The following is a 25,227-nucleotide window of genomic DNA, read 5'->3' on the forward strand; positions in this document are numbered from 1 at the left end:
TCCCGGAGCCGCACCGGCCTACGACCCCGACGCCGGGACGCTGCACGCCAGCACCGGCGCCGGGCGCACCCCCGTCCCGGGGGCCAGTGGACTGCCGTCCGGCGACGACCAGTCCAAGGTGGCTGCCGCGCCCGGACGCGTCGGTGACCTCTGGCTCAGCACCAAGTGGAACGGGCTGTACCGGTCCACGGACGGCGGCGTCGGCTGCAGCGAACGGACGAGCTGCTGGGCGTCGTACACCCTCGGCTTCGGCAAGGGCGCCGCCGACTACCCGGCCGTCTACCAGGTCGGCGCCACCGACGCGGTCACCGCCGTGCTGCGCTCCGACGACGCGGGCGCGAGCTGGACCCGGATCAACGACGACCGGCACCAGTGGGACTGGACCGGCGAGGTCATCACCGGCGACCCGCGCGTGTACGGCCGGGTCTACCTCGGCACCAACGGGCGCGGCATCCAGTACGGGGAGCCGGTCTGATGCCCGGACTCGGCGACGCCACACGCGGGCGGCTGCTCTTCGGCGGGGACTACAACCCCGAGCAGTGGCCGGAGGAGACCTGGCACGAGGACGTCCGGCTGATGAAGGACGCCGGGGTCAACTCCGTCACCGTCGGCGTCTTCTCCTGGGCGCGACTCGAACCCCGTCCGGGGGCGCGGGAGTTCGGCTGGCTCGACCGGCTCCTCGACCTGCTGCACGCGCACGGCGTCGGCGTCGTCCTCGCCACGCCCACCTCCGCGCCGCCGCCCTGGCTCGGCAGGCTGCACCCGGAGACGCTCCCCCGGGACGCCGACGGACGGGTGGAGTGGTGGGGCGGGCGGCAGCACTTCTCGCACTCCAGCGCCGTCTACCGGCGGCACGCCGCCGCCATCACCGAGGACCTCGCCGCCCGGTACGCGGACCACCCCGCGCTCACCCTGTGGCACATCAACAACGAGTACTGCACCCCCGACCACGGCGACGAGGCCGCCGCCCGCTTCCGCGACTGGCTGCGCGCGCGGTACGGGACGGTCGACGCCCTCAACGACGCCTGGGGCACCGCCTTCTGGAGCCAGGGCTACGACAACTGGGCGGAGATCCTGCCCGCCCGGCGCACCCACTACCTCAAGAACCCCGCCCAGGTGCTGGACTTCCGGCGCTTCACCTCCGACATGCTCCTGGAGTGCTTCACCGCCGAGCGGGACATCGTCCGGCGCCACACCCCGCACCTGCCGGTCACCACCAACTTCATGCCGCTCTTCTTCGGCCAGGACGCCTGGCGCTGGGCCGAGGAGGAGGACGTCGTCTCCGTGGACCTCTATCCCGACCCGCGTGACCCGGTCGGGGGCGCGCACGGGGGCGCTCTGGTGCAGGACCTCACCCGGTCGCAGGCACGCGGCCCGTGGATGCTGATGGAGCAGGCGGCGGGAGCGGTCAACTGGCGGGGCGTGAACCACCCCAAGCCACGCGGCCTGAACCGGCTCTGGTCCTGGCAGGCCGTCGCCCGGGGCGCGGACGCCGTCTGCTACTTCCAGTGGCGGCAGTCCCGGCAGGGCGCCGAGAAGTTCCACTCCGGGATGCTCGGCCACGCCGGTGAGCGGGGGCGGACGTTCCAGGAGGTCAGACAGCTCGGCGCCGAGCTGGAGCGGGTCGGCGGCGAGGTCGTCGGCCGGGACGTCGCCGCCGAGGTCGCCGTCCTGCACGACTGGCACGCCTGGTGGGCCGCCGAGCAGGACGGCCGCCTCTCCGCCCGCGCCGACCACCCGACCCTGCTGACGGCCTGGCACCGGGCGCTCTGGGAGGCCGGTCTCACCACCGACTTCGCCCACCCCGAGCACGACCTGACCGGGCGGAAACTGGTCGTCGTCCCGCAGCTCTACCTCCTGACGGACGCCGCCGTCGACAACCTGCGCGCGTACGCCGCCGGCGGCGGCACCCTCGTCTGCGGCTTCCTCACCGGCGTCGCCGACCGGGACGACCGGGTGCGCCCCGGCGGCATGGACCCCCGGCTGCGCGAGCTGTTCGGCGTCCGCACCCTGCACGAGTGGTGGCCGCTGGACGAGGGGGAGACCGCCGACTGCGACGGCTTCCGCGGCACGCTCTGGTCGGAGGAGATCGAGGCCGCCGACGACGTCGACGAGCGGATCGACTACCGGGGCGGCGAACTCGACGGGCTGCCCGCCGTGCTGCGCCGGGGGCGCGCCTGGTACCTCTCCACCCTCCCGGAACCCGACGCGCTGCGCGCGCTGCTCGCCCGGATCGCCGCGGGGGCGGGCGTGCGACCGGTGCTCGACGGGCTGCCGGAGGGCGTGGAGGCGGTACGCCGCGGTGAGCTGCTGTTCGTCCTCAACCACGGACGGGAGCCGGTCACCGTCGCCGTGCCCGGAACCCACCGGGAGCTGCTGACCGGCGCGGACGTCCGCGACGGGCTACGGCTCGCGCGCTTCGGAGTGGCGGTGCTGCGGCCATGACGTCGTCACCCGTGCACGGCACCTGGGAGCCGCACCCCGCCGCCCGCTGGGAGGACGCCTTCCTGAGCGGCAACGGCCACCACGGCGCCCTGGTGTCCGGTGACCCGAACGCTGACCGTGTCATCGTCACGCACCACACCCTCGTACGCCCCCACGGCCCGCACCCCGGACCCCCGCGGCTCGCCGAGCGGCTGCCCGGCCTCCAGGACCGGCTGCTGGCCGGGGACACCACGGCCGCCGAGGAGTTCACGGACGGGCGGGAGCTGCGATGGGTGCGCCCCTTCCACCCCGCCTTCCAGCTCCGCCTCGACCGCCCCGACGGAGAGCCCCGAGACTACCGCCGCGCCGTCGACTTCACCTCCGGCGAGGCCACCGCCCGCACCGGCGACTGGACCAGCCGCCTCGTCGTCTCCCGCGCGGACGACGTGGTCGTGCACGAGATCGCCGGGCCCGGACTCGACCTCAGGATCCGCCTCGACCACCAGCTCGCCGGGGTGCCGCTCACGCTGAGCGTCGGCAGCGGCGTGCTGCGCACCCCCGAGGGCGCCGTCCTGAGCCTGCGCGCCGGGTACCCGGAGAGCGACCTCGCGTACACCGGCGTCACCCTCGCCCAGGTCACCGGCGGCCAAACCACCCTCACGCCGCCCGCCGTGCACGTCACCGGCGCCCGGAAGGTGCTGCTGCTCACCCGGGTGCGGCGCCACACCGGCGAGCTGGACGTGGTCGCCGAGACCCACGCCCTGCGCGCGCTGACGGCGCCGTACGACACGCTCCTCGACCGGCACCTCACCGCCCACCGCACCGCCTACGCCCGGGTCGCCCTCGACCTCGCCGCCGACCCCGCCGAACGCGCCCTGCCCGGCTCGGAGCTGCTCAAGCGCCCGTGGAGCCCGGCGCTCCTCGAACGCCTCTTCGCCGCCGGGCGCTACCACCTGCTCTCCGCCAGCGGCCACCACCCGCCCCGGCTCACCGGACTGTGGACCGGCGAGTGGGACACCGCCTGGTCCGGCGCCTTCACCTACGACGCCAACCTCAACCTCCAGACCGCCTCCGCCGCCGCTGCCGCCCTCCCCGAGGTGACCGAGGCGCACGCCGCGCTCGTCCAGCGCCAGCTCCCGGACTGGCGGGACAACGCCCGCGAGGTCTTCGGCACCCGGGGCGCGGTCGCGCCCGGCCACAGCGACGGCGAGTCGGGACACTCGTACCACTTCAGCCGCGCGTACCCGCTGCACCTGTGGACCGCGGGCGCCGACTGGCTGCTCAAACCCCTCGTCGACCACGACGAGACCCGAGGGGAGCGTGACCCGCGCACCGCCGCCGCCCTCGCCGAGGTCGCGGAGTTCTACGAGGACTTCCTCACCCGCACCGACCGCGACGGCCACCTCGTCGTCGTCCCCTCCTACTCGCCCGAGAACCGGCCCGCGAACGCCAGCTGGGGCGCGGTCAACGCGGCCATGGACCTGTCCGCCGCCCGGCACGCCCTGCGCACCGCCGCCGCGTACCACCCCGAGCGCGCCGACCGCTGGCTGGCCCTCGCCGACCGGCTCCCCCCGCACCGCGTCAACGCCGACGGCGCCCTCGCGGAGTGGGCGTGGCCCGGCCTCGACGACTCCTACGACCACCGGCACCTCAGCCACCTCTACGGCGTCTGGCCGCTGGAGGAGATCAACCCCTACGACACCCCGGACCTCGCGGCAGCCGCCCACCGGGCCCTGACCCTGCGCGGCCCCGAGAACGACTCCGCGCACGGCCACCTCCACCACGCCCTGATCGCGTCCCGGCTGCGCGACCGCGCCCGGGTGGCGCAGGCGTTGGCCCGTGTCCTGGAGGGCGACTTCTTCCACGCCTCCCTGATGAGCGCCCACTACCCGCACCGCGACGTCTACAACGCCGACGCCGCGCACACCCTCCCGGCGCTGCTCGTCGAGGCGCTCGTCCAGTCCACCCCGGACCGGCTGGTGCTGCTGCCCGCGCCGCCGTGCCCGCGCGGGGCCCTGCACGGGATCCGCACCCGCTTCGGCGCGGAGGTCGACCTCACCTGGCGCCCGGACGGCGCCACGGCCGTGGTCCGCCCCCGCCGCACCCACCGCGTCGAACTCAGGACTTCCTCCGGCGCCGAGCCGCTCGACCTCGTCGCCGGGGAGGACCGCGTCCTGACCCTCGGGGCGTGGTAACCCCCGCACCATCCCCCCACCCATGGAAGGGACACCATGGCAACCAGCACCCTCGGCAAGGCCGCCAAGGCCCTGCTCGCCCCGGCGCTCGCGCTCGGCGCGACGGTCGGCCTGGCCTCCGCGCCCGCGCACGCCGCGATCTGGAGCACCTGCGACCAGTGGGGCAACACCACCCTGAACGGCTACACCCTCTACAACAACATCTGGGGCTCCGGCGCGGGCGCCCAGTGCGTCTGGGCCAACTCCGGCACCAGCTGGGGCGTGTGGGCCAACCACCCCAACACCGGCGGCATCAAGTCCTACCCCAACGCCAAGAAGGTGATCAACAAGCCGATCACCTCCCTGACCTCCCTGACCAGCAGCTACAACGTCACGGTCCCGTCGGCGGGCGCGTACAACACCTCGTACGACATCTGGGACACGGACTACGACTACGAGATCATGCTGTGGGTCAACCACAACGGCGCGGTCGGCCCGCTCGGCACCGCACAGGGCAGCGTCAGCCTCGGCGGCCACACCTGGAACGTCTACAAGGGCAGCAACGGCAACAACGAGGTCTTCTCGTTCCTGCGCACCTCGGACTCCAGCTCGGGGACGGTGAACATCCTCCCGATCCTGAAGTGGATCAAGGACACCAAGGGCTGGATGGGCAACGAGACCATCGGTGACGTCCAGTTCGGCTACGAGATCACCTCGTCCTCGGGCGGCCTGGACTTCCGCACCGACAACCTCACGGTCAGCGGCGGCTGAGCGCGCAGCTCAGGCCCGGTCGACCTCGGCCCGCAGGGCGTTGTAGTCGGCGAACACCGCCTCGACCTCCGCGCGGTCGAGGCCGTACCGGGCCAGCTCGTAGCCGTGCGGCCGGGCGCCCTTGGGGCGGGCCACCACCTCCGGCAGCCGCGCGGCGTCCGCGTCGGTCCAGCGGGCGCCGACGGCGGCGTACAGCTTCGGGGCGCCCGCGGCCGGGTCGGTGCCCAGCCAGGAGTACGGCACGTCCACGAGCTGCTCCGGCGGGATCGCGGCCCGCGCGGTGAGTGCCCGGCGCATGGCCCGGCCCAGCAGTTCCAGCCAGGTGGCGCCGACGGCGTGCGGGTCGACGGGGTGGGTGCTGGCGGCCATGCCGTGCTCGACCAGCGAGCAGAACGACGCCAGGACGGTGACCGGGTCGCGGTGCGTCCACACCACCGTCGCGTCCGGGAACACCCGCAGCAGCGCGTCCAGGTTCTCCAGGTGCATCGGCGACTTCAACACCCAGCGCCGCCGCGGACGGCCGTACTGGAGCACCTGGTAGACCCGTTTGAGGTGCTGGTAGTCCGCGGTGAAGTCGCGTCCGCAGTGCCACTGCTGGTACGCTGGTATGTGCGCCTGGGACAGCGGCATCAGGGCGTGCGGCAGGGCGAAGGTGCACTCCTCGGGGCCCTCCGCGACCATCGGGTGGATGTCCCGGAAGCGCGGCACGAACAGCTCGGTGCCCCGCACCATCCGCCGTGCCGTCGTGACCGCCTTGCGCTGCCGCACCGGCGTGGTGTGCAGGTCGGGGGTGAGCAGCTCCCACAGCAGCGGGCCGCGGTGCCCCTCCGCCAGCGACAGCACGCCGTGGGTGAGCGTCGTCGCGGTGCGCGGCAGCCCCACCACGAACACCGGCCGCTCGACCGGCTCCCGCTCGATCGCCGGGTGCTCGGCGACCAGCCGCCGCACGCGGGCCCGGTTGGTGAGGTGCCTGCGCACGTGCGCCTGCGCGGACTGCCAGCCCACGGGCGTCAGGTCCGGCGCCGCCGCCCAGTGCCGCAGCAGCAGCCGGAACCCCTCGGTGAACTCCTCGTCACCCCCGGGCTCCTCCCCGAGCGTCCGCCCGGCCTCCCTCCGCACGGTCCGCCCCGCCTCCGCGAGCAGCCGGTCGAAGACCTGGTCGGGGTCACGACGGGACCGGAACATCGGACGCACCAGCACGTTGGCCAGGGCGAGGGGGCGGGGGACGGTGGTCACGGGGCGGCTCCTTTCCACACGAGGACCTTACTCAGGTTGAACTCGTGGAGTCCGGCGGTCTGATCGCGTCATCGTCCATGGTCAGACCGGTGGGTGGCAGACAGCCGTCGACCAGGTGGGGCCGGTACTGGATCTTCTTCAGCTTCCGCTTGATCACGCGGGTGAGGTGCGTGAGGTCGGCGGCGGCGAAGTCGGCCAGGTGCCGCTTGAGGAGCGACCAGATTCCCTCGGCCGGGTTCAGCTCCGGTGCGTAGGAGGGCATCTGGAAGATCTGTAACCAGTCCTTGTGATCCTCTGCGAAGTCGGCCAGCTCCTTCACCAGGTGCACGTTCAGGTTGTCCCAGCACCACACCACCGGGGTGCCGAGCTGGATGTGGGTCATGACGATCAGGTCGCGGTACTGGCGCCAGGAGAACGCCTTCGGCTCGCCCCGGCGCCCGTGCTAGATGTGCAGCTTGAAGAAGAACCGGGAGCGGCATCCGGCGCGGTAGCAGACCACGCCGGCGATGTTGACCCGTCCCCGGTTGCGGCCGCGCACCCGCACCCGCACCACCGGCCGGGCTCCGCGCGGTGCCCAGGTGTGTCCCTTCGGCGGCCTCAGCCCCTGGCCTGCCTCGTCCTCGAAGCAGATGTGGGCGCCCAGGTCCGCCGCGGTCCTTTTACCTGCGGCCACACCTCGGCCTTCCACACCTCGATCGCCTCGTCGTCGCGTTCGATCGCCCGCCGCAGGGGCACCTGCGCGGACCAGCCGTGCCGCCGCAACAGCTTCCACACGCCCTGGATCGTGTACCCGACGTGGAACATCCGCCCGATCAGCAGCTTGACCCGCTTCAGCGTCCACCCCTGGACCTCGTCGTCCCAGCCGTGCGCGAGCGGGCCCCGCTTCAACTCCCGCTCCAGCCGCTCCCCTTGCCGGGAGCTCAGCCGTTCCGCCGAGGCGGGCCCCTTCGAGCGCAGGGCGTCCGCACCACCCTCCTCCCACTCCCGCCGCCAACGTCGCACCGACCGCGACGTCACCCGAGACTCCCTCGCGACGGTCTCGGTCTTCGCACCACAGGCGAACCGCCCGGCCGCCTCAAGGCGCACCCGCTCCCGCTCTTCCTGCTCCTTGGGCGTCAGCCCGCCCCCATGCGCGTACCGCATGACGACGTCGTACCGCAACGATCAAGAACCGTCACGGACCCCCGGACTCCACGAGTTCAACCTGAGTAACTGGTGTCGGGAAAGGGGAGCTCCGCCCAGCGGTTGGCTTGTAGTGAACTCTGAATCCCTTGATCGAAGAAGAGCCTCTCTGCCTGATTGTGCCTCAACATCCGATTTGATATGGCGTGGCCAGGCCCCAGATTCGGGAGACCCTGCTAGAAGATGACCTTGAGTAAACCTGTAGCAACTGCTGTGGCCATGTCGAGACAGCGCTAAGATTCAGTGACCTACGTAAGGAGGGCCAGTGGGGCTTGCGCTAGCACTGACAGTTGGTATTACTGCTTATCGTGACCGGTGGACGTCTCTCCCTAGTGCCGAGCACGACGTGGACCAGGTGGCAGAGATACTCACAATGCCGGAATACGATTTTTCGGTCAGTCGCCTGGTGAACGGAGAAGCCACTAAGTCATCCATTCTCCGATGGCTGCTCGAAGCTCGAAACTCCGGCGCAGATAAAATCCTATTCTACTTCTCTGGGCATGGAGCTTCCACTGATCTTGGGAACTTTCTAGTTACCTTCGATAACAAGGAATTCGATGAAGGTATTCCATTGTCAGACATCCTTAGGATATTGGAGCCCTTAGAAGAGTCCAAGACGCAGGTGCTCATTCTCTTGGACTGCTGTCACGCGGGAGGGGCCCTTACGGGAAAGGAGAATTCCGCTCTCCGTGTGGAAAGTTTGAAGAACTCTGAAGTTACTCAGGCGGTACGGCAGGCGAACCCTTCGTCGGCCGTTATAGCGGCTTGCACTGAAAACCAAGTCGCCTGGGAAGTTAACAATTTGGGGCACGGCGTATTCACCTATTACTTAATCTCAGCCTTGGCTGGCGCCGCAGCCGATCATGCAGGGTTGGTGACTGCTCACAGTGTCTATAGCGTTATTTCGCGAGGAATGTCTGAGAGGGAAGGTAGAGAGCAGCATCCAGTATTCGGTGGGAGAGTCCAAGGGGAGTTGGTGATTGGACGAGACTTCACTCCCCAATTGGCGCCTCCGAGGATCGAATCCGAGTACGCAAGATTTGAGGCGGAGGCGCGAGAGTTCTTGGATGACTACAATCGCTTCAAGGCCAGCTATGATATCTCCTCATGGCGGACAGATGGGCACTATGCCGCGTCGCGAAGGCTGGAGAACATTTCAAACTGGTTCGACGAGAAAGACCGCATTCAAGGGCTCCCTACCCGCCCTCTCTACAAACAAGCTCGCGATACGCTGACCAGGTATCAGACGGAGCTAGGGTTGATTGAGGTGGGCACCAAAATGAGGGAAGGAGTAGTTGAGTCTCAGATTGGTGCGGGCGGATTCGGGACTGTGTGGAAGGTTCGGATCGAGGAAGGGAATGCCTGTGCTTACAAGGTCTATCATCCTTACGAACTCCACGACCGTGAGAAGGTGAAGCGCTTCCGAAACGGCTACGAAGCTATGAAGCTTCTTTCGCACCCGCGCATTGTGAAAGTATCCCGCTACAGTACATGTCCAACGGGATTTGTCATGGACTACGTTGATGGAAGTGATTTGCGGAAGCTGCGCCCGGCCACGTTCATGAATCCGGGAGATATTGTGAATCTTCTTCTGGAAGCGGCGGAAGCGATCGAACATGCCCACGATCACGGGGTTATCCATCGCGACATCAAACCCGAGAACATTGTATGCAGGTACTCAGAGGAGGGCATCTATCGCCCGTATCTAACAGATTTCGATCTTGCATGGTTTAGTACTCAAACCCAAAGGGCTACGAAAAGTGCAATGGGTGTTGTCTATTACGCCGCCCCTGAACAATATATTTCCTTTGATCCTAGAGCTGCGCACAGTCGTAATCCCACTCTTGACGTCTTCTCCTTTGGTCAGCTGATGTTTTTCTGCTTTGCTGACCGTGACCCTGACCCTCTTAACATCACGGGAAATGCTGAGACGCTGTCCCGCAAGATGGGTGCAGTTTGCCCAAATGAGACAGTTGTAAAACTCGTGGCTCTCTATGAAGGCTGTGCCAAGTTTGAGCCTAGAGAGCGAATTCAGGAATTTTCAGAAATTGTTTCACGATTGAGGGAGATTGGATCGGAGCTTGAGCATACTGATCTTGAGAAGCTGTTGACGAAGTCTCAATATATCAACGAAGTCATCTATCAGTTGACGCATGAAATTCAGCGACGGGAGGACGTCACATCGTTCACTAATGCTTCTGGAGGCTGGCAGGCGTCGATCGAATGGAAAGAGAAGCCTAGGGGTAAATCATTTGCCCCACTTCTCATCCTTCGTCTTGAGTCGACGAGTCGCGCATCTCTTGAGAACGTAAAGAACGAGAGGATGCGGAAGATACTCAATCGCAGGGTGGAGCAAGCGCTGTCAACCGAGAAGAGTAGAGCGAGGCGATATGATGGCCGTAAAGGCACGTACGAGGTCTTCGTAGAGTGGTTCCCTGATCGCATGGTGCGAAGTGACGCTATAGATCTTGCGGAAGCGCTGCGCGGCGTATTTGGAGTCCTTGAGTCTTAGCTAGCGTTTGATTTGCGCTTGTCGCCGTGGGGCTGGCGAACCGAGAGTTCGAGGCGTGGTTCCTCGCGTCAAGACGTTACGTGACTGCAAGGGTTGGCTCACCCACCAGCGGCGTAACGGAGTGCGGTACCGCCCTCGCGTGGACCAGCCTGCCTTGACCCAGAACATGTGCCTCAACCTGGCCCGCCCAACTCACCATCTTTCGACACATAGTGTTGCGACGTCACCTACCTGATCACCGGGAAGCGTCGGGAATAGCCCCACCTCATCCCGGCCTGGCGGCTGATCCGTCGGGAGGAGAACATTGGCGACGACGGGGCCTGGCCCGCCCGCCCCTTCGTCTCCTCCCTGCCGACCGCTCCCCCCGGGTCAACCTTCCTGGTCGAACGAGAGCCCTGCGATCACGGACGTGCCGCGCTTGGGGCGGGGCCGGACAGTCCAGGCGGTAGAGAGGTTTTCGACCAGGAGGAGGCCTCGGCCGCTCTCGGAATCGGCGTCCGGGTGGGTCAGAACGGGCTTGCCGGTGCCTGGGTCGGAGACGGCCAGCCAGTAGTGACCGTCGGCTGGCCACAGTACGAGTTCCACGAGGTCCCCGTCCTTCCCGCAGGTGCCGTGACGGATTGCGTTGGTGACCAGTTCCGAGGTCAACAGTTTCAGGTCGTCTGCAAGATGGGGCCGAAGGACGTCCGGGAGGGATTCGGCGACAGCGTGCCGGGCCCGTCGTACGGAGGCGGGATGGGCGGGGAAGTGCCAGTGGGCAGGGACGAGGGGGATCTCGGGCATGGCGAACTCCACGACTCTGTGCGGGGTTTGAGGTCGCCGGTGGCCTGCCGCCCTGGTCGCGGACACACCCGTCCCAGGGCGGACGGGCACGTTCGCGCGGTGCGCTTCCGGCGTTGCGGTGTGTAGCGTGCGCGATACTGACAGTAGAGCAGTGGGTGGTAAATTTTCCACGCGTCCAAGGAAAATCACCACTGCGGGTGGGAGGGACCATGGCTCCAAGGACAACCCCCACGGAACGGCAGAAGCGACTCGGGAGTGAGCTGCGGCGCATCCGAACGGTGGCAGGCGTGTCCGCAGAATTCGCGGCGGGCTTGCTGGGCGTGGACCGGGGAAAGATCTCCAACATCGAGTCAGGCATCCGTGGTATCAGCGCCGAGCGTCTACGCACACTGGCCTGCAACTGCGATGTGACCGATGAAACATATGTAGAGGCGCTCGTCGAGATGGCCGAGTCCCGTACGGGCTGGTGGGAGCGTTATCGCGGGACCCTGCCTCAAGGTCTGCTGGACATCGCGGAATTGGAGCACAGTGCCGTACGGATGCGTGGCGCCAACACCGTGCACGTGCCGGGCGTACTCCAGACATCAGAACAGGCGATGGCCATTTTTCGAGCGGCGGTCCCGGCCCTGCCCGAGCACGAGGTCGCCCTGCGCCTCGCGCTGCGTACGGAACGCCAGCAGGTGATCACCGGTGACGCTGCGATCCCTTACGTCGCCGTCATCCACGAGGCCGCACTGCGGATGCGGTTCGGCGGCACCGACGTGGCTCGTGCTCAGTTGGAATACCTGCTGGAGGTCTCCGAGCGGGACAACGTCACTGTGCTCGCCGTCCCCTTCGCTCTCGGCGCCTTCCCTGGAGCGGGGCAGACCGTCGTCTACATGGAAGGACCCGTACCGCAGCTCGACACAGTGCAGGTGGACAGCTCCCACGGGCCCATGTTCCTGCACGCCGATGGGCAGTTGGCGAAATACCGGGCACAACTTGATCTGTTGGAAGATCTAGCACTGCCCCCCGTGCAGTCCCGAGACTTCATTCGTGAAATCGCACGCCAACTGTGAGGAGTACTCGTGCCCGACATCACCTGGGAAACCCCCTTCTGCGCCGAAGGCAGCTCCTGCTTCCGCCTCGGCACCGACGCCGACGGCAACGGCTACATAGCCGTCAACGGCCAAGAGGACCGCTACCTCACCGACTCCCTCGAAGCCCTGCGCACCCTCATCACCGATATCAAGGCAGGCAAGGCTGACCATCTGCTGTGATTACCGGGTGACTACCGGCAACCGCGCCCCGTCCCGCAGGAACAGGGGGATGCGGTCCAGGGGCGCGTCGACCGTGACCGTCGTACCGCCCTCGTACGACTCTCCCGTCCACGCGTCCGTCCAGCGCGCGCCCGCCGGGAGGTAGGCCGTGCGGGTGGTCGCGCCCGCCGTCAGGACCGGGGCCACCAGGAGGTCGGGGCCCAGGAGGTAGGCGTCGTCGACCCGCCAGGCGGCGGGGTCGTCCGGGAACTCCAGGAACAGCGGGCGCATCACCGGCAGCCCCTGCTCGTGGGCCTCGCGCATCACGTCGAGGACGTACGGCCGCAGGCGCTCGCGCAGCCGGAGGTACTTCTCCAGGACCGGGTACGCCGCCTCGCCGTAGGACCACACCTCGTTCGGGCCGCCGGTCATCTCCGGGCCCAGCGGCATCCCCGGCTCGCGGAAGCCGTGCAGCCGCATCAGCGGGGACAGCGCGCCGAACTGGAACCAGCGGACGAGTACTTCGCGGTACGCCTCGTCGTCCGGGTCGCCGCCGTGGAAGCCGCCGATGTCCGTGTTCCACCAGGGGATGCCGGACAGGGCCGTGTTCAGCCCGGCCGCCAGCTGGCGGCGCAGGGTCGCGAAGTCGGTGCCGATGTCACCGGACCACAGCGCGGCGCCGTGGCGCTGACTGCCCGCCCACGCCGAGCGGTTGAGGGTGATCACCTCGTCGACGCCGGACGCGCGCAGGCCCTCGTCGAAGGTGCGGGCGTTGTCGGCCGGGTAGAGGTTGCCGACCTCCAGGCCGGGGCCCGCCCAGTAGCGCAGGTTCTCCGGGAAGCCCGGCTTCAGCTCCGGCTCGCAGGCGTCCAGCCAGAACGCGGTGATGCCGTACGGGTCGAGGTAGTTCTCCTTGATCTTGGACCACACGAACTCCCTGGCCTCCGGGTTGGTGGCGTCGTAGAAGGCCACCTGGACCGTGGACGCCACCTCCTTGTCCGGCCAGTCGGCGTGCGCGAGCGGGCCGTACTGGGTGCCGATGAAGTAGCCGCGCTGCTCCATCACCGGGTGGTTCTCGGAGAGCGGGGAGACGGACGGCCACACCGAGACGACGAGCTTGATGCCCAGCTCCTCCAGCTCACGGACCATCGCCGCCGGGTCGGGCCACTCCTTCGGGTCGAACCTCCACTCGCCGAGGTGGGTCCAGTGGAAGAAGTCGCAGACGATCGCGGAGATCGGCAGCCCGCGCCGCTTGTACTCCCGGGCCACGGCGAGCAGTTCGTCCTGGGTGCGGTAGCGCAGCTTGCACTGCCAGAAGCCCGCCGCCCACTCCGGCAGCATCGGGGTGCGGCCGGTCACCGCGCTGTAGCGGCGCTGGGCGTCGGCGGGGGCGCCCGCGGTGACCCAGTAGTCGATCTGGCGGGCCGAGTCCGCCACCCACCGCGTCCCGTTGTGGGCCAGCTCCACGCGGCCGATCGCCGGGTTGTTCCACAGCAGCGTGTAGCCACGGCTGGACGTCAGCACCGGGATGGACACCTCGGCGTTGCGCTGCACCAGGTCGACGACGAGCCCCTTCTGGTCCAGGCGCCCGTGCTGGTGCTGGCCGAGGCCGTACAGCTTCTCGTCGTCGTAGGCGGCGAACCGCTGCTCAAGGCGGTGGTGGCCGTTGCCGACGGCCGTGTAGAGGCGCGGGCCCGGCCACCAGAAGTGCGCCCGCTCCTCGGCGAGGAGTTCGCCGCCGTCGTCCGTGCGCAGGAAGCGGACCATGCCCTCGGCGTCGACCGTGACGGTCAGCGCGCCGACCGTCAGCCGCCCGGCGCCGTCCTCGACCTTCACGGTGGACCCGGTCGGCGGCGCCTCGGCCAGCAGCGCGCCCGGCAGTCCGTCGAGCACGGGGCCGCCGAGCCGGGCCCGCACCCGGACCGCGTCCGGACCCCAGGGCTCGACGCGTACGGTCTCCTGACGGCCGCTCCACTCCAGCGCGCCGTCCCGCTCCCGGAGCGTGCCGACGGTGGGGGACGACTGGGCGAGGCTGACCTGGGGCTGGTTCACGTGGGTGCTCCTGAAAAGGGCAGCGCGCGGCCCGGGAGGGCCGTACGACAGCGGGGATGGGTGTGGTTCAGGGCGTGGTCGGCGCCGGGCCCGAGCTGGCCCGGACCGTCAGCTCGGGCGTGATCAGCGTGACCTCGTCCGTGCCCCGGCCGTCGAGCTTGGCGACCAGCCGCTCCACGGCGCTGCGGCCCATCTCCTGCGCGGGGATGGCGACCGACGTCAGCCGCACCGACGCCTGGGTGGCGACCTGGTCGGGGCAGATCGCGACCACCGACATGTCCTCCGGCACGGCCCGGCCCTGCTGGCGCAGCAGCGCGAGCAGCGGCTCCACCGCCGACTCGTTCTGCACCACGAACCCGGTGGTGCCGGGCCGTTCGTCGAGGACCCGGGCGAGCGTCACGGCCATCGCGTCGTACCCGCCCTCACAGGGCCGGTGCAGCAGCCGGACGCCCAGCTCGCGGGCCTGGGAGCGGAGTCCGTCGAGGGTGCGTTCCGCGAAGCCGGTATGCCGCTCGTAGACGGCCGGGGCCTCGCCGATGACGGCGATGTCGCGGTGGCCGAGCCGCGCCAGGTGCGCCACGCAGAGCGCCCCGGTGGCCGACCAGTCCAGGTCCACGCAGGTCAGCCCGGTGGTGTCGGCGGGCAGCCCGATGAGCACCGACGGCTGGTCGTCCCCCACTCCCGGCTTCGCTCGACCGGGGGCACCCCCATCCCGCAACAGGGGCAGCCGCTCGTCGTCCAGTTCCACGTCCATCAGGATCATGCCGTCGGCGAGCCCGCTGCCGGTGACCCGGCGCACGGCGTCCGGGCCCTCCTCGCCGGTCAGCAGCAGGACGTCGTAGCCGTGGGTGCGGGCGGTGGTGGCGACGGCGATGGCGATCTCCATCATCACCGGCACGTACAGGTCCGTACGCAGCGGGATCATCAGCGCGATGATGTTCGACCTGCTGCTGGCCAGGGCACGGGCACCGGCGTTCGGGTGGTAGCCCAGCTCCCGGATGCTCTGCTCGACCCGCAGCCGGGTGGTCGCGGAGATGGACCGCTTGCCGCTGAGGACATAGCTCACCGTGCTCGCCGACACTCCGGCGTGCTGGGCGACCTCGGCGAGGGTGACCATCCGGCTCTCCAAGGGTTGTGAAGCGCTTCGACAGTGGCGCGTTGCCGACAAGGGGGCGGTGAGGGTGGTTCGACAGTAGCTTCAGTGGGGGTGGGTGTCCATAGGTGTCGAAGCGCTTCGATGACTTTCTCTCCTCCGACGCGCCCCGCGCTCCTCAAAGTAGGCGCACGGCCGGACATCCGCGCCGTATCCGCCGAACGGCCGCGCGCGGGGTGGTGGCCCCGCCCGGGATCGGGTACATACGATCGGGTAGCACCCGTCGGTAGCCAAAACGGCCCATGATCCCGATTCGCGGCGAGGTGAGCCTCATGTCCGCAGCTCCGTCCACCCGACCCACCGTCACCGAACGTGAGGCCCGCCAGGTGGCGGAGGCCGCCCGGGAACAGGACTGGCGCAAGCCCAGCTTCGCCAAGGAACTGTTCCTCGGCCGCTTCCGGCTCGACCTCATCCACCCCCACCCCCTCCCGCCCGACGAGGACGTCCAGCGCGGCGAGGAGTTCCTCGCCAAACTCCGCGACTTCTGCGAGACCGAGATCGACCCGGCCCGCATCGAGCGGGACGCCCGGATCCCCGACGAGGTCGTCGACGGCCTCAAGGAACTCGGCGCCCTCGGCATGAAGATCGACACCAAGTACGGCGGCCTCGGTCTCACCCAGGTCTACTACAACAAGGCCCTCGCCCTGGTCGGCTCCGCCAGCCCCGCCGTCGGCGCGCTGCTCAGCGCCCACCAGTCGATCGGCGTCCCGCAGCCGCTGAAGATGTTCGGCACCCAGGAGCAGAAGGACACGTTCCTGCCCCGCTGCGCCCGCACCGACATCTCCGCCTTCCTGCTCACCGAGCCGGACGTCGGCTCCGACCCCGCGCGGCTCGCCACCACCGCCGTACCCGACGGGGACGACTACGTCCTCGACGGGGTGAAGCTGTGGACGACCAACGGGGTCGTGGCCGACCTGCTGGTGGTCATGGCGCGGGTGCCGAAGTCCGAGGGCCACAAGGGCGGCATCACCGCGTTCGTGGTGGAGGCGGGCTCGGAGGGCGTCACCGTCGAGAACCGCAACGCTTTCATGGGCCTGCGCGGCCTGGAGAACGGCGTCACCCGCTTCCACCGGGTCCGGGTGCCCGCCGCCCACCGCATCGGCCCCGAGGGCGCCGGTCTCAAGATCGCCCTCACCACCCTCAACACCGGCCGCCTGTCGCTGCCCGCGATGTGCGTCGGCGCCGGGAAGTGGTGTCTGAAGATCGCCCGTGAGTGGTCGGCCGCCCGTGAGCAGTGGGGCAAGCCGGTCGCGCTGCACGAGGCGGTCGGCTCGAAGATCGCGTTCATCGCGGCCACCACCTTCGCCCTGGAGGCGGTGCTCGACCTGTCCTCCCAGATGGCCGACGAGGACCGCAACGACATCCGCATCGAGGCCGCCCTCGCCAAGCTCTACGGCTCCGAGATGGCCTGGCTGATGGCCGACGAACTGGTCCAGATCCGCGGCGGCCGGGGCTTCGAGACGGCCGCCTCCCTCGCCGCCCGCGGCGAACGCGCGGTACCCGCCGAACAGATCCTGCGCGACCTGCGCATCAACCGCATCTTCGAGGGCTCCACCGAGATCATGCACCTGCTGATCGCCCGCGAGGCCGTCGACGCCCACCTCTCCGTCGCCGGGGACCTCATCGACCCCGACAAGTCCCTCCAGGACAAGGCGAGGGCGGGCGCCCAGGCGGGCGTCTTCTACGCCAGGTGGCTGCCGAAGCTGATCGCGGGCCCCGGCCAGCTCCCGACGTCGTACGCCGAGTTCAAACGGGAGGTCGACCTCTCCGCGCACCTGCGCTACGTCGAACGCACCGCCCGCAAGCTGGCCCGCTCCACCTTCTACGCGATGTCCCGCTGGCAGGGCCGGATGGAGACCAAGCAGGGCTTCCTCGGCCGGGTCGTGGACATCGGCGCCGAGCTGTTCGCGATGAGCGCGGCCTGCGTCCGGGCGGAGCTGCTGCGCTCCCGGGGCGACCACGGCCGCGAGGCGTACCAGCTCGCCGACGCCTTCTGCCAGCAGGCCCGCATCCGCGTCGAGGAACTCTTCGGCCGACTGTGGACCAACACCGACGACCTGGACCGCAAGGTCGTCAAGGGCGTCCTCTCCGGCACCTACGCGTGGCTGGAGCACGGCGTCGTCGACCCCTCGGACGACGGCCCCTGGATCGCCGACGCCACCCCGGGACCCGCCACGAAGGAGAACGTGCACCGCCCGATCAGGTGACGTGAGAGGGGACGCCCTGTCCGGTGCACACCGTCCTTGCGGCCACAATGGGGGGATGAGCGACAGCCCATCCCCTCTCGCCGACCCGCATCTCGTCTACGACCCCGTAGCGGGCGGCGGCCCGAAGGACGTGGTGATCCTCGGGTCCACCGGGTCGATCGGCACCCAGGCCATCGACCTGGTGCTGCGCAACCCGGACCGGTTCCGGGTCACCGGACTCTCCGCCAACGGCGGCCGGGTCGCCCTCCTCGCCGAGCAGGCGTACCGGCTGCGGGCGCGGACCGTCGCCGTCGCCCGCGAGGACGTCGTACCGGACCTCCGGGAAGCCCTGCGGGCCGAGTACGGCGCCGGGGAGCCGCTGCCCGAGATCCTCGCGGGCCCCGACGCGGCCACCCGACTGGCCGCCGCGGATGCCTCGGAGTGCCACACCGTCCTCAACGGCATCACCGGCTCCATCGGACTCGCCCCCACCCTCGCCGCCCTGGAGGCGGGCCGCACCCTCGCGCTCGCCAACAAGGAGTCGCTCATCGTGGGCGGCCCGCTGGTCAAGGCGCTCGCCGAGCCCGGCCAGATCATCCCGGTCGACTCCGAGCACGCCGCGCTCTTCCAGGCGCTGGCCGCGGGCACCCGAGCGGACGTCCGCAAACTGGTCGTCACCGCCTCCGGCGGCCCCTTCCGCGGCCGTACCAAGGCGGACCTCGCGCACGTCACCGTCGAGGACGCCCTCGCCCACCCCACCTGGGCGATGGGCCCGGTGATCACCATCAACTCCGCGACCCTCGTCAACAAGGGCCTGGAGGTGATCGAGGCGCACCTGCTGTACGACATCCCCTTCGACCGCATCGAGGTCGTCGTGCACCCGCAGTCCTACGTCCACTCGATGGTCGAGTTCACCGACGGGTCCACCCTCGCCCAGGCGACGCCCCCCGACATGCGCGGGCCGATCGCCGTCGGTCTCGGCTGGCCGGAACGGATCCCCGGCGCCGCGCCAGCCTTCGACTGGAGTACCGCCTCCACCTGGGAGTTCTTCCCTCTCGACAACGACGCCTTCCCGTCGGTCGAACTCGCCCGGCACGTCGGCACGCTCGCGGGCACCGCCCCGGCGGTGTTCAATGCCGCCAACGAGGAGTGCGTGGACGCGTTCCGGCGCGGTGCACTGCCCTTCAACGGGATCATGGAGACCGTGACCCGGGTGGTGGAGGAGCACGGCACCCCCGGCACGGGAACTTCACTGACCGTGTCGGACGTCCTCGAAGCGGAGACCTGGGCCCGCACCCGGGCCAGGGAACTGACGGCACTGACGGTGGAGGCGCGTGCATGACGAGCTTGATGATGGTCCTCGGCATAGTCGTCTTCGCGGTCGGCCTGCTGTTCTCGATCGCCTGGCACGAGCTGGGGCACCTCTCCACGGCCAAGCTCTTCGGCATCCGCGTGCCCCAGTACATGGTCGGCTTCGGCCCCACCCTCTGGTCCCGCAAGAAGGGCGAGACCGAGTACGGCGTCAAGGCCGTCCCGCTCGGCGGCTACATCCGCATGATCGGCATGTTCCCGCCCGGCCCGGACGGCAAGATCGAGGCCCGCTCCACCTCCCCCTGGCGCGGCATGATCGAGGACGCCCGCTCGGCCGCCTTCGAGGAACTGTGCCCCGGCGACGAGACCCGGCTCTTCTACACCCGCAAGCCGTGGAAGCGGGTCATCGTGATGTTCGCGGGCCCGTTCATGAACCTGGTCCTCGCGGTGGCGCTGTTCCTCACCGTCCTGATGGGCTTCGGCATCTCCCAGCAGACCACCGCCGTCAGCTCGGTCTCCCAGTGCGTCATCTCCCAGAGCGAGAACCGCGACAAGTGCCGGGACAGTGACCCCGCCTCCCCGGCCGCCGCCGCGGGCCTCAAGGCCGGGGACAGGATCGTCGCCTTCGACGGCGTCCGCACCGACGACTGGAACGACCTCTCCGACCTGATCCGCGCCCACCCCGGCGAGGCCGTGTCGATCGTCGTCGACCGTGACGGCCGGGAGCGCACCCTGGACGCGACCATCGCCACCAACCAGGTCGCCAAGAAGGACTCCCACGGCCAGGTCGTCGAGGGCGAGTACGTCACCGCGGGCTTCCTCGGCTTCAGCGCCGCCACCGGCGTCGTCAAGCAGGACTTCGGGGACTCCGTGGTCTGGATGACCGACCGGGTCGGCGAGGCCGCCGACGCCCTCGCCGCCCTCCCCGGCAAGATCCCCGCCCTGTGGGACGCCGCCTTCGACGGCGGCGAACGCAAGCCCGACTCCCCGATGGGCGTGGTCGGCGCGGCCCGCGTCGGCGGTGAGATCTTCACCCTCGACATCCCGCCCACCCAGCAGCTGGCCATGGCCCTGATGCTGGTCGCCGGGTTCAACCTCTCCCTGTTCCTGTTCAACATGCTCCCGCTGCTCCCGCTCGACGGCGGGCACATCGCGGGCGCGGCGTGGGAGTCGCTGCGGCGCAACGTCGCCAGGGTGCTGCGCCGCCCCGACCCCGGCCCCTTCGACGTGGCGAAGCTCATGCCGGTCGCCTACGTGGTCGCCGGGATCTTCGTCTGCTTCACCATCCTGGTGCTGATCGCGGACGTGGTGAACCCGGTGAAGATCTCCTAGCCGTACGGCGTTCCAGGCGGCCCGGCACCCTCGGTGTCCGGGCCGTCTTCCATCGAGTGGGTTTCGCGGGGCGTGATGTGCCCGGCGAGGTGTCCGTGCCGTAATCTCGGACTCCGGAGTCCGCCGCTGACGGAACCGGACCTTGATCCACGACTTGGGGTTGCACAGCAGATGACTGCGATTTCTCTCGGTATGCCGTCCGTTCCGACCAAGCTCGCCGAGCGCCGCAAGAGTCGGCAGATCCAGGTCGGCACCGTGGCGGTCGGCGGCGACGCCCCGGTGTCGGTGCAGTCGATGACCACGACGCGCACGTCGGACATCGGCGCCACCCTCCAGCAGATCGCCGAACTCACCGCCTCCGGCTGCCAGATCGTCCGCGTCGCCTGCCCCACGCAGGACGACGCCGACGCGCTCGCGACCATCGCCCGCAAGTCGCAGATCCCGGTCATCGCGGACATCCACTTCCAGCCCAAGTACGTCTTCGCCGCGATCGAGGCGGGCTGCGCCGCGGTCCGCGTGAACCCCGGCAACATCAAGCAGTTCGACGACAAGGTCAAGGAGATCGCCAAGGCCGCCAAGGACCACGGCACCCCGATCCGCATCGGCGTGAACGCGGGCTCCCTGGACCGCCGCCTGCTCCAGAAGTACGGCAAGGCGACCCCCGAGGCCCTGGTCGAGAGCGCCCTGTGGGAGGCGTCCCTCTTCGAGGAGCACGACTTCCGGGACATCAAGATCTCGGTCAAGCACAACGACCCGGTCATCATGATCGAGGCGTACAAGCAGCTCGCCGCCCAGTGCGACTACCCCCTGCACCTCGGCGTGACGGAGGCGGGCCCGGCGTTCCAGGGCACGATCAAGTCGGCCGTCGCCTTCGGCGCGCTGCTCTCCCAGGGCATCGGCGACACCATCCGCGTCTCCCTGTCGGCGCCGCCCGCCGAGGAGGTCAAGGTCGGCATCCAGATCCTGGAGTCGCTGAACCTCAAGGAGCGCGGCCTGGAGATCGTCTCCTGCCCGTCCTGCGGTCGCGCCCAGGTCGACGTCTACAAGCTGGCCGAGGAGGTCACCGCCGGCCTGACCGGCATGGAGGTCCCGCTGCGCGTCGCCGTCATGGGCTGCGTCGTCAACGGCCCCGGCGAGGCCCGCGAGGCCGACCTCGGCGTCGCCTCCGGCAACGGCAAGGGCCAGATCTTCGTCAAGGGCGAGGTCATCAAGACCGTTCCCGAGTCCAAGATCGTCGAGACCCTCATCGAGGAGGCCATGAAGCTCGCCGAGCAGATGGAGGCCGCCGGAACCGCCTCCGGCGAGCCCTCGGTGTCCGTCGCGGGCTGAGCGCGGGCAGGACTCCCGCGGACGCCGGGAAGCGGGAGCCGGGCCTCCGGGACGACGCCGCACAAGGTCGGCAGGTACAGTGCGGGGATCTGCAGATTCCCCTGTGAGGCCCCGCACCGTGTTGACCCAGACGACCTCCCGGGTCCTCGAACCGAGCGACCTGGACGCCGCGCTCGCCGTCCTCGACCGCGAGCCGGTCGCGAACGCCTTCGTGGCCTCCCGGGTCCAGATCGCCGGTCTCGACCCGTGGCGCCTCGGCGGCGAGATGTGGGGCTTCTACGAACACGGGATGCTCACGTCCCTGTGCTACGCGGGTGCCAACCTCGTCCCCATCTGCGCCGGACCGCGCGCCGTGCGCGCCTTCGCCGACCGCGCCCGCCGGGCCGGGCGGCGCTGCTCCTCCGTCGTCGGCCCCGCCGAGTCCACCGCCCTGCTGTGGCGGCTCCTCGAACCGCACTGGGGCCCGCCGCGCGAGGTCCGCGCCCGCCAGCCCCTGATGGTCACCGACCGGCTGCCGTCCGCCGTCGCCCCGGACCCCTACGTCCGCCGCGTGCGCAAGGACGAGATGGAGACGATCATGCCCGCGTGCGTGGCGATGTTCACCGAGGAGGTCGGCGTCTCCCCGCTCGCCGGTGACGGCGGACTGCTCTACCAGGCCCGCGTCGCCGAACTGGTCGGCTCCGGCCGCTCGTTCGCCCGCTTCGACGAACACGGCAAGGTCGTCTTCAAGGCGGAGATCGGCGCCGCCACCGACCGCGCCTGCCAGATCCAGGGCGTCTGGGTCGCCCCCGAACACCGCGGCAAGGGGATCGCCGCCCCCGGCATGGCGGCGGTCCTGCGCTACGCCCTCGCGGACGTCGCCCCCGTGGCCAGCCTCTACGTCAACGACTACAACACGGCGGCCCGCCGGACGTACCAGAGGGTGGGCTTCCGGGAGGTCGGCGCGTTCATGAGCGTGCTGTTCTGACCGACGGGCCCTGGTCGGCAGCTCTGATCGACCGCTCTGACCAGCCACACTCGCGCGACACCCGGCGAACAACGAGAACGCCCCTGTAGGCTCCCCACATGCTTCGCGAGACCGTGATCAGCACCCTCGATCTGCCGACCCACGTCGACGAAGCGCTCACCGTGCAGGCCCTGGCCTTCGGTCTCGGTGCCGACGAGATCGCCGTCCGCCGCCAGATCGTCCTGCGCCACATGACCTACCCCGGGGCGCGGGCCTACGGCGCCACCACCGCCGACGGCGCCCTCGTCGGGTTCGTCTACGGGATGCCCAACAGCCGCGCCCACTGGTGGTCCACCGTCGTGGAGCCGTACCTCCGCGCGGCGGGCCACGACGCCTGGCTCGACGACTCCTTCGTCATCACCGAGCTGCACGTCCACCCCGGCTACCAGAACCGCGGTATCGGCCGTGCCCTGATCACCACCATCACGGACACCGCGACCGAGCCCCGCTCGATCCTCTCCGCGATCGACACCGACAGCCCGGCCCGCGGCCTCTACCACTCCCTCGGCTACCAGGACCTCGCCCGCCGCGTCCTGTTCCCCAGCGCCCCCCAGCCGTACGCCGTGATGGGCGCCCCCCTGCCGCTGCGCCACCGCGGCGGAGCGCGATAACCGATTTCCGCCGCCGCGCACCGCCCGGCTAACCTCCTTGGCACCACACTCACGCAGCAGGAGATACGACAACCATGGCGAACGCACCGGTCCAGCGCATGTCCCAGTTGATGGCGAAGACGCTGCGCGACGACCCGGCGGACGCCGAGGTGCTCAGCCACAAGCTGCTCGTCCGCGCGGGCTACGTACGCCGTACCGCCGCCGGCATCTGGAGCTGGCTGCCGCTCGGCAAGAAGGTCCTCGCCAACGTGGAGCGGGTCGTCCGCGAGGAGATGGACGCCATCGGCGCCCAGGAGGTCAGCCTCCCCGCCCTGCTGCCGCGCGAGCCCTACGAGGCCACCGGCCGCTGGGACGAGTACGGCGCCGAGCTGTTCCGCCTCCAGGACCGCAAGGGCGGCGACTACCTCCTCGGCCCCACCCACGAGGAGATCTTCACCCTCCTGGTGAAGGACCAGGCGTCCTCGTACAAGGACCTGCCGGTGATCCTCTACCAGATCCAGACCAAGTTCCGCGACGAGGCCCGGCCCCGCGCGGGCATCCTGCGCGGCCGGGAGTTCCTGATGAAGGACTCCTACTCCTTCGACACCGCCGACGAGGGCCTCGCCGAGTCCTACGCCCTGCACCGCGCGGCCTACCAGCGGATCTTCGAGCGCCTCGGCCTCGACTACCGCATCTGCGCGGCGACCGCGGGCGCGATGGGCGGCTCCAAGTCGGAGGAGTTCCTGGCCCCCGCCGAGGCGGGCGAGGACACCTTCGCGGACTGCCCGAACTGCGACTTCGCCGCCAACACCGAAGCCATCTCGTACGCCCTGAAGCCGGTGGAGGCCGCCGACGTCCCCGCCGCCGAGGACATCGACACCCCCGACACCCCCACCATCGAGACCCTGGCCGCCTCCCTCGGCGTCCCGGCCTCCGCCACCCTGAAGAACCTGCTGGTGAAGGTGGACGGTGAGATCGTCGCCGTCGGGGTGCCCGGTGACCGCGAGGTCGACCTGGGCAAGGTCGAGGCGCACTTCGCCCCCGCCGCCGTCGAGATGGTCACCGAGGCGGACTTCGCGACCCGCCCCGACCTGGTCCGCGGCTACGTCGGCCCGCAGGGCCTGGAGAAGGTCCGGTACCTCGCCGACCCGCGCGTGGCGCCCGGCACGTCCTGGATCACCGGCGCGAACAAGGCGAACACGCACGCGAGGAACGTCGTCGCCGGCCGTGACTTCGAGGTGGACGAGTACGTCGACGTCGTCGTGGTCGAGGAGGGCGACCCCTGCCCCGTCTGCGGCACCGGTCTGAAGCTGGACCGCGCCATCGAGATCGGCCACATCTTCCAGCTCGGCCGCAAGTACGCCGACGCCCTCAAGCTCGACGTCCTCGGCCAGAACGGCAAGCCGGTCCGCGTCACCATGGGCTCCTACGGCGTCGGCGTGTCCCGCGCGGTCGCCGCCCTCGCCGAGCAGAGCGCCGACGACAAGGGCCTGTGCTGGCCCAAGGAGGTCGCCCCGGCCGACGTGCACGTGGTCGCCGCGGGCAAGGCCCTCCAGACCGAGCTGGCCCTCGACGTCTCCGGCCAGCTGGCCGCCGCCGGGGTGCGCGTCCTGGTCGACGACCGGGCGGGCGTCTCGCCGGGCGTGAAGTTCACCGACGCGGAACTGATCGGCGTACCGAAGATCCTCGTCGCCGGGCGCCGCGCCGCCGAGGGCGTCGTCGAACTGAAGGACCGCCGCACCGGCGACCGCGAGGAACTCCCGGTCGCCGAGGCGATCGCCCGCCTCACGGCGTAGCCGCGACGCGGCGCGGCCCGGCCGCGCACCCCCCCCGGACGCCCCAACGCCCTGTGGACGCCCCCGGACCGCCGGGGCGCGCCTACAGGGCGTCGCGGTGTGCCGGGGGTGCCGCGGTTCCGAGGGGCGCCCGCGGGGTGGCCCGGCGGCCA

Annotated in this window: 19 protein-coding genes and 1 pseudogene; 14 read left to right on the top strand and 6 right to left on the bottom strand. The window is 69.7% G+C overall.

The window, feature by feature from the left end:
* Positions 1-16 precede the first annotated feature (16 nt).
* The 4 genes and pseudogenes from ABZ659_RS01180 to ABZ659_RS01195 form a co-directional block, all read left to right on the top strand.
* A pseudogene (locus ABZ659_RS01180) lies at positions 17-475 on the top strand (1,4-beta-glucanase); the annotation flags it as partial.
* Positions 475-2,445: a beta-galactosidase gene (locus ABZ659_RS01185; protein ID WP_360212152.1), complete on the top strand. Its 1,971-nt coding sequence runs from the start codon at positions 475-477 to the stop codon at positions 2,443-2,445. The pseudogene ABZ659_RS01180 and the gene ABZ659_RS01185, both read left to right, overlap by 1 nt.
* Complete coding sequence (locus ABZ659_RS01190) at positions 2,442-4,619, top strand: glycoside hydrolase N-terminal domain-containing protein (RefSeq protein ID WP_360212154.1); 2,178 nt, start codon at positions 2,442-2,444, stop codon at positions 4,617-4,619. Before ABZ659_RS01185 ends, ABZ659_RS01190 begins: the two co-directional genes overlap by 4 nt.
* A gap of 36 nt (positions 4,620-4,655) precedes the next feature.
* Positions 4,656-5,369: a hypothetical protein gene (locus ABZ659_RS01195; RefSeq protein ID WP_360212156.1), complete on the top strand. Its 714-nt coding sequence runs from the start codon at positions 4,656-4,658 to the stop codon at positions 5,367-5,369.
* A gap of 9 nt (positions 5,370-5,378) precedes the next feature.
* On the opposite strand, the gene ABZ659_RS01200 is transcribed toward ABZ659_RS01195, so the two are convergent.
* From ABZ659_RS01200 to ABZ659_RS01210, 3 genes are all read right to left on the bottom strand, one after another.
* Complete coding sequence (locus ABZ659_RS01200) at positions 5,379-6,605, bottom strand: sulfotransferase (RefSeq protein ID WP_360212158.1); 1,227 nt, start codon at positions 6,603-6,605, stop codon at positions 5,379-5,381.
* Between the two features lie 31 nt (positions 6,606-6,636).
* Entirely contained in the window at positions 6,637-6,987 is a 351-nt protein-coding gene (locus ABZ659_RS01205) for a transposase (protein WP_360212160.1), read from the bottom strand.
* Between the two features lie 215 nt (positions 6,988-7,202).
* Positions 7,203-7,748, bottom strand: coding sequence for a winged helix-turn-helix domain-containing protein (locus ABZ659_RS01210; RefSeq protein WP_360212162.1), 546 nt, complete (start codon positions 7,746-7,748; stop codon positions 7,203-7,205).
* 304 nt (positions 7,749-8,052) lie between these two features.
* Here ABZ659_RS01210 and ABZ659_RS01215 point away from each other — a divergent pair, with 304 nt between their 5' ends.
* The gene (locus tag ABZ659_RS01215) at positions 8,053-10,299 is read left to right on the top strand and encodes a caspase family protein (RefSeq protein WP_360212164.1); all 2,247 of its coding nucleotides are present in this window, start codon (positions 8,053-8,055) and stop codon (positions 10,297-10,299) included.
* Between the two features lie 369 nt (positions 10,300-10,668).
* On the opposite strand, the gene ABZ659_RS01220 is transcribed toward ABZ659_RS01215, so the two are convergent.
* Positions 10,669-11,082, bottom strand: coding sequence for an ATP-binding protein (locus ABZ659_RS01220; RefSeq protein ID WP_360212166.1), 414 nt, complete (start codon positions 11,080-11,082; stop codon positions 10,669-10,671).
* A 209-nt stretch (positions 11,083-11,291) separates the two neighbouring features.
* On the opposite strand from ABZ659_RS01220, the gene ABZ659_RS01225 reads away from it, so the two are divergent.
* On the top strand, positions 11,292-12,140 hold the full coding sequence (locus ABZ659_RS01225; protein ID WP_360212168.1) for a helix-turn-helix transcriptional regulator: 849 nt from the start codon (positions 11,292-11,294) through the stop codon (positions 12,138-12,140).
* 9 nt (positions 12,141-12,149) lie between these two features.
* Positions 12,150-12,341 carry a hypothetical protein gene (locus tag ABZ659_RS01230; protein WP_360212170.1) on the top strand — a complete coding sequence of 64 codons (192 nt, stop codon included), beginning with the start codon at positions 12,150-12,152 and terminating at the stop codon, positions 12,339-12,341.
* On the opposite strand, the gene ABZ659_RS01235 is transcribed toward ABZ659_RS01230, so the two are convergent.
* Both ABZ659_RS01235 and ABZ659_RS01240 read right to left on the bottom strand, forming a co-directional pair.
* Positions 12,342-14,372, bottom strand: coding sequence for a glycoside hydrolase family 31 protein (locus tag ABZ659_RS01235; RefSeq protein WP_360212172.1), 2,031 nt, complete (start codon positions 14,370-14,372; stop codon positions 12,342-12,344). It lies immediately after the preceding gene.
* A 67-nt stretch (positions 14,373-14,439) separates the two neighbouring features.
* A complete protein-coding gene (locus ABZ659_RS01240; RefSeq protein WP_360212174.1) occupies positions 14,440-15,489 on the bottom strand; it encodes a LacI family DNA-binding transcriptional regulator in 1,050 nt (349 codons plus the stop codon).
* Between the two features lie 308 nt (positions 15,490-15,797).
* On the opposite strand from ABZ659_RS01240, the gene ABZ659_RS01245 reads away from it, so the two are divergent.
* The 7 genes from ABZ659_RS01245 (at position 15,798) to ABZ659_RS01275 (ending at position 25,075) form a co-directional block, all read left to right on the top strand.
* On the top strand, positions 15,798-17,732 hold the full coding sequence (locus ABZ659_RS01245) for an acyl-CoA dehydrogenase family protein (RefSeq protein WP_360212176.1): 1,935 nt from the start codon (positions 15,798-15,800) through the stop codon (positions 17,730-17,732).
* 55 nt (positions 17,733-17,787) lie between these two features.
* Entirely contained in the window at positions 17,788-19,053 is a 1,266-nt protein-coding gene (gene dxr, locus ABZ659_RS01250) for a 1-deoxy-D-xylulose-5-phosphate reductoisomerase (protein WP_360212178.1), read from the top strand.
* 8 nt (positions 19,054-19,061) lie between these two features.
* On the top strand, positions 19,062-20,354 hold the full coding sequence (locus tag ABZ659_RS01255; protein ID WP_360212289.1) for a site-2 protease family protein: 1,293 nt from the start codon (positions 19,062-19,064) through the stop codon (positions 20,352-20,354).
* 171 nt (positions 20,355-20,525) lie between these two features.
* Complete coding sequence (ispG, locus tag ABZ659_RS01260) at positions 20,526-21,683, top strand: flavodoxin-dependent (E)-4-hydroxy-3-methylbut-2-enyl-diphosphate synthase (RefSeq protein WP_360212180.1); 1,158 nt, start codon at positions 20,526-20,528, stop codon at positions 21,681-21,683.
* A 118-nt stretch (positions 21,684-21,801) separates the two neighbouring features.
* On the top strand, positions 21,802-22,650 hold the full coding sequence (locus ABZ659_RS01265; RefSeq protein WP_360212182.1) for a GNAT family N-acetyltransferase: 849 nt from the start codon (positions 21,802-21,804) through the stop codon (positions 22,648-22,650).
* Positions 22,651-22,748: 98 nt separating this feature from the next.
* Entirely contained in the window at positions 22,749-23,300 is a 552-nt protein-coding gene (locus ABZ659_RS01270; protein ID WP_360212184.1) for a GNAT family N-acetyltransferase, read from the top strand.
* Between the two features lie 74 nt (positions 23,301-23,374).
* A complete protein-coding gene (locus ABZ659_RS01275; RefSeq protein WP_360212186.1) occupies positions 23,375-25,075 on the top strand; it encodes a proline--tRNA ligase in 1,701 nt (566 codons plus the stop codon).
* The last annotated feature ends 152 nt before the right edge of the window (positions 25,076-25,227 follow it).

Origin of the sequence: Streptomyces sp. NPDC006997 (assembly GCF_040635175.1) — a bacterium.
Lineage (GTDB): Bacteria > Actinomycetota > Actinomycetes > Streptomycetales > Streptomycetaceae > Streptomyces.

Bases quoted from the DNA above. Each gene is read 5' to 3' on its own strand.
- ABZ659_RS01185 (WP_360212152.1), top strand. From the start codon at position 475: ATGCCCGGACTCGGCGACGCCACACGCGGGCGGCTGCTCTTCGGCGGG.
- ABZ659_RS01190 (WP_360212154.1), top strand. From the start codon at position 2,442: ATGACGTCGTCACCCGTGCACGGCACCTGGGAGCCGCACCCCGCCGCC.
- ABZ659_RS01195 (WP_360212156.1), top strand. From the start codon at position 4,656: ATGGCAACCAGCACCCTCGGCAAGGCCGCCAAGGCCCTGCTCGCCCCG.
- ABZ659_RS01205 (WP_360212160.1), bottom strand. From the start codon at position 6,987: ATGACCCACATCCAGCTCGGCACCCCGGTGGTGTGGTGCTGGGACAAC.
- ABZ659_RS01210 (WP_360212162.1), bottom strand. From the start codon at position 7,748: ATGCGGTACGCGCATGGGGGCGGGCTGACGCCCAAGGAGCAGGAAGAG.
- ABZ659_RS01220 (WP_360212166.1), bottom strand. From the start codon at position 11,082: ATGCCCGAGATCCCCCTCGTCCCTGCCCACTGGCACTTCCCCGCCCAT.
- ABZ659_RS01225 (WP_360212168.1), top strand. From the start codon at position 11,292: ATGGCTCCAAGGACAACCCCCACGGAACGGCAGAAGCGACTCGGGAGT.
- ABZ659_RS01240 (WP_360212174.1), bottom strand. From the start codon at position 15,489: ATGGTCACCCTCGCCGAGGTCGCCCAGCACGCCGGAGTGTCGGCGAGC.
- ABZ659_RS01245 (WP_360212176.1), top strand. From the start codon at position 15,798: ATGTCCGCAGCTCCGTCCACCCGACCCACCGTCACCGAACGTGAGGCC.
- dxr (WP_360212178.1), top strand. From the start codon at position 17,788: ATGAGCGACAGCCCATCCCCTCTCGCCGACCCGCATCTCGTCTACGAC.
- ABZ659_RS01255 (WP_360212289.1), top strand. From the start codon at position 19,062: ATGATGGTCCTCGGCATAGTCGTCTTCGCGGTCGGCCTGCTGTTCTCG.
- ispG (WP_360212180.1), top strand. From the start codon at position 20,526: ATGACTGCGATTTCTCTCGGTATGCCGTCCGTTCCGACCAAGCTCGCC.
- ABZ659_RS01270 (WP_360212184.1), top strand. From the start codon at position 22,749: ATGCTTCGCGAGACCGTGATCAGCACCCTCGATCTGCCGACCCACGTC.
- ABZ659_RS01275 (WP_360212186.1), top strand. From the start codon at position 23,375: ATGGCGAACGCACCGGTCCAGCGCATGTCCCAGTTGATGGCGAAGACG.